The following is a 13,070-nucleotide window of genomic DNA, read 5'->3' as shown; positions in this document are numbered from 1 at the left end:
TCTATCTTATAGAATGCAAGACTTATTTTAAAATAGTTTTCATTTCTATTTCAATACCACTGATATGCACTATCTCAAGCCTTATTCATCATTGCATATTAAAACATCCTTCTAATCCAATACCTTTTCTATAGCAAGATGCCTATTCGTAGTGAGGTCTAAAATAGATCCATCTACACTCTTCTTCACCATTGGACGTAATCTTGCATCACGGTGAACGAAAATAACTTCTCCTACTTCGCCGTTTGTCAGCAGCACCTTTGTTCCAATAGAAAGATTCCCGACAAGGTCATGCAGTGCTTGGACAACTTTAATATCAAATTTCCCGAACTCTTCTTCCTTTATCATCTCAATTACCTTAAACGAAGATTCCTTTGAACGATGAATCCGTTCTGATGTCATCGCATGGAAAACATCTGCAACCGCCAGCACTTGTGAAAACACAGAAATTTGATTTGCTTTCTCACCGCGTGGGTAACCGCTACCGTCGAGGCGCTCATGATGTTGGAAGATCGCCAACTTCATTTCTTGTCTTAAAAGCGACGTGTCTTGAATCATTTGATAACTATACAATGTGTGTTGCTTTACTTCATTGAACTGATCTTTTGTTAAGAATGCTGCTTTCTCCGTAATTGCCGTATCAATTTTAGCCATTCCACAATCGGCGAGTACACCCGCAAGTCCAAGTTGTAAAGTCTGCCCTTTTGGAAATCCAAGTTGTCTACTGATAGCAGAAGCCAATATTCCCACACCTATTGAATGATGGTATATGTAGTCTTTGACATTTGAAAACTCATTTAATAACGTTACCATCTTTTTCTGTTCAATAAACGCATCTAATAGAGGTATCACTATTGAACGTACTTTAGCAATATCCGGACGCACACCTGCACGCCATCCGTGAAACTCCTTTTTATAGTTATGAACTGCATCGCTATATCGTGTTTGCAGGTCTCCCTGTTTCATGGGTATTTTTGCAAGCACATCATCCGGATTCACTGGACCCTCGTTGTCATCATATACATCTTCTCTTTTTACAACGAGTCGTTCTTGAACTTTAACTTTTTTTACACTGAATGCATTTAAAACCTTTATATGCTCCGGTGAGAGTTCAGTATCTTTTCTAAGGATCGGGTAGATTGTATTTATATATATATCTTCACTTGTAATTATGCCCGGGCGCAGGTCACTTGTTTTTACATAGTTTTCAGCCATCAATATTACCTACCTTCACCTTATAGTTCTTTCTATCATACTCTAAATATTTCAATTAAACGACGGGATTGTATAAATAGGCGTAAAAAAAAGGTTATTGAAATGGCCATATCGACCATTTCAATAACCTTTTTACTTAAGATTCCGTATCTTCATCGTCTATCTCAATAGTAGATAACCCGATGTCTTCATTATTTTCAGAAGAGACTTCATTCTCTTCAACAATATTGTCGTCGAGTTCTTCTTCCTCTTCTTCTTTCACAACTTTTGCAACAGTCGCGACAAGTTCATCTTCTCCTAGGCGGATTAAACGTACTCCCTGCGTACTGCGTCCAATAACAGAAATATCGTCAATGTCCATACGGATCAAAATGCCATGTATCGTAATCAGCATTAGATCTTCAGTACCATCTACTGTCTTCATCGCAACAAGAAGACCATTGCGTTCTGTCACATTCAATGTCTTCAGACCATAACCGCCACGAGTTTGAATACGGTATTCATCTTCTGGCGTACGTTTTCCGAATCCTTTTTCTGTGACAACTAGAATTTCATCGCCTTCATTCACTGTATCCATACCAATTACAATGTCGCCTTCGCGAAGACGGATACCACGGACTCCACCTGCTATCCGACCCATAGAACGAATATCTGTCTCATTGAATTTGATTAACATGCCATCCTTCGTACCAATGGAAATGTTTTCATCGCCTTTAGTCATTTTGACGCCGATAAGTTCATCATCGCCTCGAAGGGTAAGTGCTATCAATCCATTTGAACGGATATTAGCAAATTCGGAAACAGGTGTACGTTTAACAACCCCGTTACGAGTCGAGAAGAATAAGTATTTGTCATCCTCGAATGCATCTACAGGAATCATGGCTGTTACTTTCTCATCTTTATCGACACCTAACAAGTTAATGATAGGTAAACCTTTTGCAGTACGGCTAAATTCAGGCACTTGATAGCCTTTCGTACGGAATACTCGTCCTCTGCTTGTGAAGAACAAGATGGTATCGTGCGTCGACGTATTCAATAAATGTTCAACGAAGTCGTCGTTATTCGTGCCCATTCCTTGTATTCCGCGACCACCGCGACGCTGGCTACGGTACGTATTAGCAGGCAAACGTTTAATGTAACCATTATGTGTGAGTGTCAGTACTGAATTTTCGACTGGGATAAGATCTTCGTCCTCAATCATTTCAGCGCCGCCCAGTGTAATTTCCGTTCTACGTTTATCTTCAAAGCGAATTTTCACTTCGAGCAATTCCTCACGAATAATCTCAAGCAATTTTGATTCGTCTGCAAGAATTGCACGGAGTTCAGACATAAGGAGTTGCAACGCTTCGTATTCACTTTCAATTTTGTCCCGCTCAAGTCCTGTCAAACGTTGAAGACGCATATCAAGGATAGCCTGCGCTTGACGATCAGATAAATTAAATTGATCCATCAGCCCTGTTTTTGCTTCATCCGTTGTTTTAGATGCACGGATAAGGGTGATGATTCTATCGATATTATCAAGTGCTATGCGTAGTCCTTCTAAAATGTGTGCGCGATCTTCCGCTTTTTTCAGATCGTACTGAGTACGTCTACGGATTACAACTTTTTGGTGTTCAAGATAATGGAACAAAATCTCCTTTAATGCAAGGATTTTTGGTTGACCATCAACGAGTGCCAGCATATTGACACCAAAACTAGATTGCAATGCGGTTTGTTTGTACAGATTATTTAACAGTACGTTGGCATTTGCGTCACGGCGTACTTCCATCACTATTCGCATTCCGGTACGATCCGATTCATCGCGTAGGTCAGTAATGCCATCGATTTTCTTATCACGTACCAACTCAGCAATTTTTTCAATCAGACGTGCCTTATTTACCTGGAAAGGCAGCTCATGTACAAGGATTGTTTCCCTGCCGTTCGACTGCTGTTCAATTTCGACTCTGCCTCGAATGATAACCGAACCCCGCCCAGTTTCATAAGCTCTTCTGATTCCGCTACGACCAAGAATGATCCCACCAGTTGGAAAGTCTGGACCTGGAATAATTTCCAACAATTCTTCTGTTGTAATTGCAGGATTGTCAGCAAGTGCAAGGACAGCATCAATTGTTTCTCCAAGATGATGCGGAGGAATATTTGTTGCCATTCCGACCGCAATACCGGTTGTCCCGTTAACGAGTAAATTCGGGTATCTGCTTGGAAGAACAATCGGCTCTCTTTCTTGTCCATCATAGTTATCTTGGTAATCAACAGTATCTTTATTAATATCTCGAAGAAGTTCCATTGCAATACGCGACATACGAGATTCCGTATACCGCATCGCAGCTGCACCATCTCCATCGACAGAACCAAAGTTACCATGACCATCAACGAGCATATAACGGTAGTTGAAATCTTGGGCCATCCGTACCATCGTGTCATACACAGCACTATCGCCATGCGGATGATACTTACCGATGACGTCTCCGACAATACGTGCGGATTTCTTATGCGGTTTATCTGCGGTATTTCCGAGATCCTGCATTGCATACAGAATACGGCGATGGACCGGCTTTAAACCATCCCTCACATCAGGGAGCGCACGTGAAACGATGACACTCATTGCATAATCAAGAAAAGATGTCTTCATTTCTGTACTAATGTTAATTCCCTTAACACCACGTTGCGGCATATCTGCCATTATTGTTAGACTCCTTTCAACTCAAAAATCCTTAGGAAAAGATAGTTCGACTACTTGACTAGATATGCTGATCTAAAGTATTCCATTGAACTCGCTAGGGGATGCCTCACACCTTAAGCGAAGCAGCCTCACCGTTCTCAGGGCTTCGGCTCTTTTGCTCAGTTATTATGGACAATCCTTTGTTCAATACATTTAGTTTTTTTTCATTTCAACTAGCCAATCAGGTATCTATATTTTTCACGTACATTGCATTCTCTTCGATGAATTTGCGTCGTGGTTCGACTTCATCTCCCATAAGCTGTTGGAATGTTGAATCCGCATCAAACGCATCTTCAAGGTGAACTTGGAGCAGTGTACGCTGATCAGGGTCCATTGTTGTATCCCATAATTGCGTTGCGTCCATTTCCCCCAGACCTTTATACCGGGTAATAACGGGTTTCGGCATAGGAGGAAGTCGTCCAATAATCTCTTGGAGTTCTTCTTCAGTATAGCAATACTCCTGAACCTTCCCTTGTTTCACACGATAAAGTGGCGGCTGAGCAATATAAACATACCCCGCTTCGATAAGCGGTCGCATAAAGCGGAAGAAGAAGGTTAAAAGAAGCGTACGTATATGCGCCCCATCGACATCTGCATCAGTCATAATTACAAGTTTATGATAGCGTGCCTTGGAAAGATCGAATTCTTCTCCGATGCCTGTACCAAGTGCTGTAATCATCGCACGGATTTCTAAGTTACCTAAAATACGGTCAAGACGTGCTTTTTCGACGTTCAAGATTTTTCCTCGAAGCGGAAGAATTGCTTGGAAGTGGCGATCGCGTCCCATTTTAGCTGAACCACCCGCCGAGTCACCTTCAACGATATACAGTTCACTTATTGCTGGGTCACGTGAAGAACAGTCTGCCAGTTTACCTGGAAGGCTCGACACTTCAAGCGCCGATTTCCGGCGTGTAAATTCACGCGCGTTTTTTGCAGCAAGACGTGCTCGTGCTGCCATAAGACTTTTATCGATGATTTGACGTGATGTTGTCGGATTTTCAAGCAGGAATCGTTGGAATCCTTCTGAAAATAATGAGTTAGTGATCGTACTAACTTCTGAGTTACCCAGTTTTGTTTTCGTCTGTCCCTCAAATTGCGGATCCGGGTGTTTAATCGAGATGATGGCCGTTAGTCCTTCACGTACATCATCACCAGACAAGTTTGGATCAGCTTCTTTCAGCACGCCATTTTTCCGGGAATAGTCGTTAATAACGCGTGTCAGTGCTGTTTTAAAACCTGATTCGTGCGTACCACCCTCGTAAGTATTGATATTATTGGCAAATGAAAACAGGTTTTCTGCATAGCCACTATTGTATTGCATAGCGATTTCGATTGAAATTCCATCTTTTTCGCCTTCAATGTATATAGGTTCATCATGAATAGGCTCTTTGTTTTTATTCAAGTGTTCAACGTACGACTTGATGCCGCCTTCGTAATAATAAATGTCGCTTCGTTCTTCTTCACCACGCTCATCGGTAATCGTGATTCGCAGACCACGGTTTAGATAAGCAAGCTCACGAAGTCGGTTGGCCAGAATATCATACTCATATACTGTTGTTTCCGTGAAAATTTCTGGGTCTGCTTTGAAGCGGATTCTTGTTCCAGTTTCATCAGTAGTACCGATTACACTAAGTTCTTTTGACACAGCACCGCGTTCAAATTCGATGAAATGGACTTCCCCGTCACGTCTTACATACACTTCTGTCGTTTCGGACAGCGCGTTCACGACAGATGCACCAACTCCGTGCAATCCACCGGAAACCTTATAACCTCCACCGCCAAATTTACCACCGGCATGAAGTACAGTCATAATAACTTCGACTGCAGGTCGACCTGTAGATTCCTGAGTACCTACTGGAATACCGCGGCCATTATCATCGACTCGGATCCAATCGCCTTTTTCCATCGTCACTTCGATATGGTCACAGTGACCTGCAAGTGCCTCATCGATACTATTATCAACAATTTCCCATACAAGATGGTGAAGTCCTCTAGAACTTGTTGTCCCGATATACATACCTGGACGTTTGCGGACAGCTTCTAATCCTTCTAAGACTTGGATTTGATTTTCATCATAAGCCATCTGCATATCTTTCTCTTCCATTGCCAAACTGTTCACCTTCCCTTTCCGAACGTCTAACATTTGTATTGCTGCTGTTTTATATAAAGGGATGACTCAATCGTCATTCCTCTCTTTTAGCCACTTCGCCCGCTGTAACTTCGAATATGTCTGCCTGACGAATTGTTTCATGGTCAATCCCCGCTACGTTCGTCGTCGTGACAATTGTCTGCACTTCTCCTTGAATTGTGTTCAAGAGATGGGATTGTCGGTAATCATCAAGTTCAGACAGGACATCGTCCAAAAGAAGAACAGGTGCTTCTCCGACTTCTTGCTTTACAAGTTCTATTTCCGCAAGTTTAAGGGACAGCGCTGTTGTTCGCTGCTGTCCCTGCGATCCATACGTTTGGATGTCATAGCCGTTTACGAAAAAGTGAAGATCGTCTCTATGTGGCCCAATCAAGGTCATACCGCGATCTAGTTCACGGCGTCTTGCCTCAAGCAATCGCTGACCGAGTATCGACTGCATCTGTTCCACAGTCTGTCCCGAATCAAGTTCTTTTAGTGTTCCATAAGAAACTTGAAGGGATTCAATACCACGAGAGATTCCTTTATGAATCGGTTCTGCCCATTTTTGTAAAAGTTCCATGAAATAAAACCTTTTACGAATAATTTGGACGGCTACTTGAATATACTGCTCTGTATAAATATCAAACATGACATCGTTAAGGCTTTGTTTTCCCCGATTGTCTTTTAAAATTGCATTGCGCTGTTTGAGTATTTTTTGAAATGTTAAAAGATCATGTAAATAGGTTGGTGAAATTTGACCGATTTCCATATCGAGAAACCGTCTTCTTACCTGGGGACTGCCCTTTACAAGATTTAAATCTTCAGGAGCAAACATGACGACATTTAATTGGCCAATGTACAAGCTAAGGCGTTTTTGTTCAAGATGATTGACACGCGCTTTTTTGCCTTTTTTCGAAATGACTAATTCTAATGGCAGCCGTCCATATTTACGTTGTATGTCCCCTTCTATTTTACCATATTCTTGGTCCCAGCGTATTAATTCACGATCATTTGAAGTTCTATGCGATTTCGCCATAGAAAGTACATAGATTGCTTCCATGATGTTTGTTTTCCCCTGGGCATTTTCCCCAATTAACACATTGATTTGTGGGGAGAATGAAAGGTCAAGTGATTCATAATTCCGGTAATCGATTAATGCAAGTCGTTCAATATACATCCGTTTGACCGTCTGTTAGTTCAGTTACTTTATATGTGCCGACATTGGGAATTTTAACGATATCTCCATCACGAAGTTTTTTACCTCGTCGCTGTTCCTCCTCGCCATTGACGTAGACAATGTATTCATCCAGAAACCATTTAGCCATACCACCTGAACTAATTGTATTCGTCATTTTTAATAGTTGCCCTAGAGTTATGAACTCTGTATCGATTGTAAGATTTTCCATAGAGTCTCAACCTTTCGCAAGTTAGTCTGTCTTTCTATTTTAGCCGACTTTCGGCAGTAAGTAAAAAGGATAGTCAAATAAGTGACTATCCTTCAAGATTCAGTATGTTCGTACAGGGAGAATAAGTTGCAAGATTGAATCGTCATCAACTGATTTCAAGATGAACGGTCGCATAGCTCCCGTAAATTGAATCGTTATGTCTTGTCCATCGATTGCTTTCAATGCGTCCATCATATATTTAGCACTGAAAGAGATATTCAATTCTTCTCCTGTTACGCCAATAGCTTCAACCAATTCTTCAACCTTACCTACTTCAGGTGAATTTGAAGAGATTTCAATAACTTTACCTTCATTGGCAGAGAAGCGAACAATGTTGTTCCGTTCTTCACGTGCTAGAAGGGATGCTCTATCAATTGCCTGAAGAAGAAGTCGGCCATTCACCGTTACTGATGTTTTATATTCTAATGGGATAAGACGTGATGTATCTGGGTAATTGCCTTCCAATAGGCGTGAGTAAAATAACACACCACGTGTTTTGAATAACACTTGTTGATCTGCAATGACGATATCCACAAGTTCACCGTTATCGGGCAAAATCTTATTTAGTTCCTGAAGACTTTTACCAGGAATAACGACACTGAATGGAACTTCCGGCATATCTTCAGGTATCGTCAGTCTTCTTGCCAATCTATGGCTATCAGTAGCGATACAAGCAAGTCCCCCATCTTTTACTTCCCAAAGGACACCTGTTAATACTGGTCTAGTTTCTTGTTGAGACACAGCAAAGACCGTTTCTCGAATGATTGATTTCATCAGATCCGCTGGCAATGAAAATAGATAGTCATCTTTTACTTCTGGTAGAACCGGGTAATCTTCTGGATCTAGTCCAATTAGATGGAATTCAGACTTACCGGATTGAATATGTGTTTGAAGTCCATTTGCAACTTCTATTGTTACTTCATTCGTAGGTAGTTTTCGTACGATTTCGCTAAATACTTTAGCTTGCAGCACGATGCTTCCTTTTTCTACAACTTGAATAATTTGTTCTCCGTTATCTTCTGCAGGTATGAATGTACAGATCGTAATATCGGAATCACTTCCTGTTAATGTCATTCCTTTTTCGTCCACTTCAATCTTTATTCCCGTCAAAATTGGAATCGCAACTTTTTGACTGATGGCTTTCATAACATCGCTTAATCCATCAAGCAACTTATCTCTCATAATTTCAAATTTCATTCTATACCCTCGCTTAATATATATAGTATTAGTTATTAATAAAGTAATAGTAATAGTAGTAGGGGCTGTGGATATGTTGGTAAGTCTATTTTCCCTTTGAGCCTGAACGTTTTCCACATGTGTATAACCTGTTTGTAGGTGTGCACTACTTATTATATGTTATGCACAGGTCATCCTCTACCAAGAACATTACGAATATCTTGAACGTCTTGTTGCAAAGCTTGATCATCCTTTAACATTTGCCTAATCTTCTCGTGTGCATGAATGACAGTTGAATGATCTCGTCCTCCGAATTCAGATCCAATCTTAGGTAGGGAGAAATCCGTAAGTTCTCTGGATAAAAACATGGCAATCTGTCGGGGAAATGCAATCGCCCTCGTTCTTTTCTTCGCAGTAAAATCCTCTAGACGTATGTCAAAGTGCTCTCCAACTGCTTTTTGGATATCAAGAATCGTTACAGTACGCGGTCTTGAATTAGGAATAATATCTTTCAAGGCTTCCGCAGCAAGATCCGTATTGATATCCGAATTGACGAGTGATGAGTAGGCGACAACGCGTATAAGAGCCCCCTCAAGCTCACGTATGTTTGAGTCAATTTGGTTGGCAATGTACAGCATGACTTCATTTGGAATATCAACAAGCCCATCAGCCTTTGCCTTTTTGCGCAAAATTGCGATGCGTGTTTCCAGGTCTGGAGGTGCTATATCTGTGATAAGACCCCATTCAAAGCGAGATCTAAGTCTGTCCTCAAGTGTTGGAATTTCTTTTGGAGGTCGGTCACTTGAAATAACAATTTGTTTTGACTCCTCATGGAGTGTGTTGAATGTATGGAAAAATTCTTCTTGTGTTTGTTCTTTTCCCGCAAGGAATTGAATATCATCTATTAAGAGCACGTCTACATTCCGATAACGATTACGGAACTCGACAGCTTTATTATCACGAATAGAGTTAATGAATTCATTTGTAAACTTCTCAGATGAAAGATACATGACTTTTGCTGAGGGGTTCTGTTCGAGTACATAATGTCCAATTGCGTGCATTAAGTGTGTCTTTCCAAGCCCAACACCCCCATAGATAAACAGCGGATTATAGGCTTTCGCTGGTGCTTCAGCAACGGCAAGTGACGCTGCATGGGCAAAACGATTTCCTGAACCAATGACGAATGTGTCAAACGTATATTTTAGATTAAGCATGCCAGGTGCCGACGTTAATGGAACTTTTTCTATAGGTTTAACGGTCGGTTTAGGTAGCATGAAATCATTTTCTTCCATGTTTTTAGGAACAACGAACTGAATGATTCGGTCTTCGCCAGTCAATTCGGATAGAATACCGGTAATAAGATGTACATAGTGGTTTTCAAGCCAATCTTTTGCAAATGAATTCGGTGCGGCGATTGTGACATTTTCTTCGCCATAAGACATCAGTTTTGTCGACTTTAGCCAAGTTTCAAAACTAGGTCTTGAAATTTTCTGCTCAACCTTCGACAAAACTTCGATCCATAATTCTTCTAAGTGGTCCAAACGTGTGCCTCCTTTACAATGAAAATAAAAAACCCGAGGATATGTATTATACACAGTTTTCCGTCGTGTGGATAACAATTACGCAAAAGTGTTGAAAAAATTATCCACAATGTATTAACAACTGTGGATAACAAAAATGCTATAAAATTATGTGCATAACAAATTCATCTCATTGTAACAGGATATGTTGTGGATTACAAGGAGTCCTGAACCTTATCCACAGCGCAATTGGTTGTGGATGAAATTTTTATCCACAGGCCTTGGTATGTGAGGAAGATGTCGATAAGCAGTGTGCATAAAAAAACTTAAGAAAATACTATCCACATCACTATCTGGAATTAGCGGAAGAAACCGTGGATAACTTATTGAGATGAAATCAGAGAAACTAAATGGCCTAAATTACTGTCGAACAGGAAAGGGTTGACTTTTACCTTGGAAATCCGATATACTATTCAAGACTGTCACAGTAATAAATAGACAATCAATGCAGGAGGTGTCTTAAAAGATGAAACGTACTTACCAACCAAATAAACGTAAGCGTAGTAAAGTTCACGGCTTCCGTGAAAGAATGAGCACGAAAAGCGGACGCAGAATTCTAGCAGCTCGTCGTCGTAAAGGAAGAAAAGTCCTATCAGCATAAGGCCACTGACATTTCAGTGGTCTTTTTTCTTGTTTATTAATGAAGAACTATAATCATAGATGACGGAGCAGGTGCATGAGATGAACAGACGTCAACGGATAAAGACGAATGAGGAATTCCAAGAAGTATTCAAAAAAGGGAAGTCGTTTGCTAATCGGCAATTTGTTGTGTATTCCTATAGGAAGGAAGACCAGCCAGAATTCAGGATTGGTCTGTCCGTCAGCAAAAAAGTAGGTAATGCAGTCGTGCGGAATAGGATCAAACGGTATTTACGACAGTCCTTCCTGGAAATGAAAGACGAACTGCGCAACGATATGGATTATGTCATCATCGCCAGACATCAGGCGGCCACATTAGATTTTCATGAAACAAAAAAAAGTTTGCAGCACGTTCTGCGTATTTCTCGTGTCTTAAAGAAGTAGAAGGAAGTATATGAACGTGATAAACTGTTAGTATCGGTCGATAGGGCCTTTTAACTTCACTCGGCAGGGGTCGAAACCCCTACTGAAAATTAAGGAACTCTGGCTAAAATCGCCGCGTACTGCGGCAACGCCTGAGTAACCAACATCCTGTTGGCCCAAAGCCTCCAGCGGATGTCACAGACTTTGAAGAGAATTAATTGAATAAGATAAGATTTGGGGGAACTGATTTGAAAAAGAAGTTAGCATTAATCCTTATACTGACGGCATTGTCGGTATTTCTTGCGGGATGTTCGGAATTCCAACAACCGATTTACGAGGACAGTGAAGGATTTTGGAACAAATTTGTCGTCTGGCCGTTAGTTTCCCTAATAACGACATTTAAAGACATACTCGGCACATACGGGTACGGTATTGTTGCAGTTACAATCATCATTCGACTTGTCTTGCTTCCATTAATGATCAAACAGACAAAAAGTTCAAAACGGATGCAGGAAATCCAACCTGAACTGAAAGCACTAAAAGAGAAATACAAATCAAAAGACGCAGTTACACAACAAAAGTACCGTGAAGAAATGCAAAAAGTTATGTCGGAACGAAAAATCAATCCGGCGGCAGGCTGTTTACCAGTCTTAATCCAAATGCCAATTCTATTCGGTTTCTATCACGCGATCAGCCGAATGAATGTCACATACGATATTGGAAACTTCTTATGGTTTGAACTTGCAGCGCCAAGTATTACACTTGCAGTTTTAGCAGGAGCTATGCAGTTTATCGTTTTACGTACAGGTCCTGCAATGGACAACCCACAGATGAAAGTAATGATGTATATCATGCCGTTTATGATTATGATCTTCGGTTCATTCTTACCAGCAGCACTTTCACTTTACTGGGTAATCGGTAATATCATTTCAATTATCCAAAACATCTTCATTTACAAACCATTTAAGAAAAAGGAAGTGGAACTTGTAAAAGTGGGAGGGAAACGGAAATGACAAGGACGACGCGAAGGGGAACCACGGTTGAATTAGCGATTTCATCAGCATTGACAGTACTTGGCGTTACGCGTGATGAAGTAAAAGTCGAAGTGATCAATCAAGGGAGAAAAGGATTTCTAGGTTTCGGTGCAAAAGAAGCTGAAGTAACCGTAACTATTATGAACTTTGAAGAACCTTCCGTCCTTGAAGAAGCAAAACCTCTAATGGAAATACAGCCATCTGAGATTGAAGTTATTAGTGAATCTGTTAAACCTCCTGTGGAGAAAGAGGAAGTCCAAATTGAAGGATTGTCTGATGAAACCGCGATAGAAGAAACAGAACACTATTTAAAAATGATTGCAATTGGAATGGGTGTCGATGACATTCAAATCAGCCATGAAATCAAAGGTAAATATGTTACATTCCAAATGGAAAGTGCAAAAGCTGCATTACTGATTGGAAAACGAGGACAAACGTTAAATGCACTCCAGCAATTATCGCAACTTGTAACAAACAAATTGGCAAGTCAATTCAAGGTCGTCCGGGTAGATATCGGTGATTATCGGGAGCGTCGCGAACAATCTTTGGAACAATTAGCAGAACGAATGGCTGATAAAGCAGTTCGTACAGGGAAAAGAATCCAGTTAGAACCGATGGCTTCCTATGAAAGGAAAGTCATTCATAATGCTTTATCACGGCGCATGGATATTGAAACATATTCAGAGGGCTCTGATCCATTCAGGTATTTAGTCATTGAATCCGTTAGGTGAAAAAAAGTCCCGCAAAGACGAACGCTGTCTCTGCGGGACT

Annotated in this window: 11 protein-coding genes; 4 read left to right on the top strand and 7 right to left on the bottom strand. The window is 40.8% G+C overall.

Annotated features, from left to right (window positions below):
* Positions 1–111 precede the first annotated feature (111 nt).
* From MKZ26_RS14695 to dnaA, 7 genes are all read right to left on the bottom strand, one after another.
* Positions 112–1,215 carry an HD-GYP domain-containing protein gene (locus tag MKZ26_RS14695; RefSeq protein WP_067204062.1) on the bottom strand — a complete coding sequence of 368 codons (1,104 nt, stop codon included), beginning with the start codon at positions 1,213–1,215 and terminating at the stop codon, positions 112–114.
* 136 nt (positions 1,216–1,351) lie between these two features.
* On the bottom strand, positions 1,352–3,895 hold the full coding sequence (gene gyrA, locus MKZ26_RS14690) for a DNA gyrase subunit A (protein WP_067204065.1): 2,544 nt from the start codon (positions 3,893–3,895) through the stop codon (positions 1,352–1,354).
* Between the two features lie 220 nt (positions 3,896–4,115).
* Complete coding sequence (gene gyrB / locus MKZ26_RS14685; protein ID WP_067213784.1) at positions 4,116–6,038, bottom strand: DNA topoisomerase (ATP-hydrolyzing) subunit B; 1,923 nt, start codon at positions 6,036–6,038, stop codon at positions 4,116–4,118.
* A gap of 79 nt (positions 6,039–6,117) precedes the next feature.
* On the bottom strand, positions 6,118–7,239 hold the full coding sequence (gene recF, locus MKZ26_RS14680) for a DNA replication/repair protein RecF (protein ID WP_067204068.1): 1,122 nt from the start codon (positions 7,237–7,239) through the stop codon (positions 6,118–6,120).
* Positions 7,229–7,468 (bottom strand): S4 domain-containing protein YaaA, encoded by a 240-nt coding sequence (gene yaaA / locus MKZ26_RS14675; RefSeq protein ID WP_067204071.1) that lies wholly within the window; start codon positions 7,466–7,468, stop codon positions 7,229–7,231. The genes recF and yaaA overlap by 11 nt, the downstream gene beginning before the upstream one ends.
* 99 nt (positions 7,469–7,567) lie before the next feature.
* Positions 7,568–8,704: a DNA polymerase III subunit beta gene (gene dnaN, locus MKZ26_RS14670; RefSeq protein WP_067204074.1), complete on the bottom strand. Its 1,137-nt coding sequence runs from the start codon at positions 8,702–8,704 to the stop codon at positions 7,568–7,570.
* 170 nt (positions 8,705–8,874) lie between these two features.
* Positions 8,875–10,224, bottom strand: a complete 1,350-nt coding sequence (dnaA, locus tag MKZ26_RS14665) for a chromosomal replication initiator protein DnaA (RefSeq protein ID WP_067204077.1) — start codon at positions 10,222–10,224, stop codon at positions 8,875–8,877.
* Positions 10,225–10,729: 505 nt separating this feature from the next.
* Here dnaA and rpmH point away from each other — a divergent pair.
* From rpmH to jag, 4 genes are all read left to right on the top strand, one after another.
* Positions 10,730–10,864, top strand: a complete 135-nt coding sequence (gene rpmH, locus MKZ26_RS14660) for a 50S ribosomal protein L34 (RefSeq protein WP_067204080.1) — start codon at positions 10,730–10,732, stop codon at positions 10,862–10,864.
* Positions 10,865–10,944: 80 nt separating this feature from the next.
* Entirely contained in the window at positions 10,945–11,286 is a 342-nt protein-coding gene (rnpA, locus tag MKZ26_RS14655) for a ribonuclease P protein component (protein ID WP_340766638.1), read from the top strand.
* Positions 11,287–11,513: 227 nt separating this feature from the next.
* Complete coding sequence (yidC, locus tag MKZ26_RS14650; protein ID WP_340766637.1) at positions 11,514–12,278, top strand: membrane protein insertase YidC; 765 nt, start codon at positions 11,514–11,516, stop codon at positions 12,276–12,278.
* On the top strand, positions 12,275–13,030 hold the full coding sequence (gene jag / locus MKZ26_RS14645) for an RNA-binding cell elongation regulator Jag/EloR (RefSeq protein WP_340766636.1): 756 nt from the start codon (positions 12,275–12,277) through the stop codon (positions 13,028–13,030). Before yidC ends, jag begins: the two co-directional genes overlap by 4 nt.
* Positions 13,031–13,070 lie beyond the last annotated feature (40 nt).

It is taken from the genome of Sporosarcina sp. FSL K6-6792, from assembly GCF_038004885.1.
GTDB lineage: Bacteria > Bacillota > Bacilli > Bacillales_A > Planococcaceae > Sporosarcina > Sporosarcina psychrophila.
The sequence above is the reverse complement of the archived record's forward strand: the minus strand, read 5'-3'. Positions and strand labels throughout refer to the sequence as shown.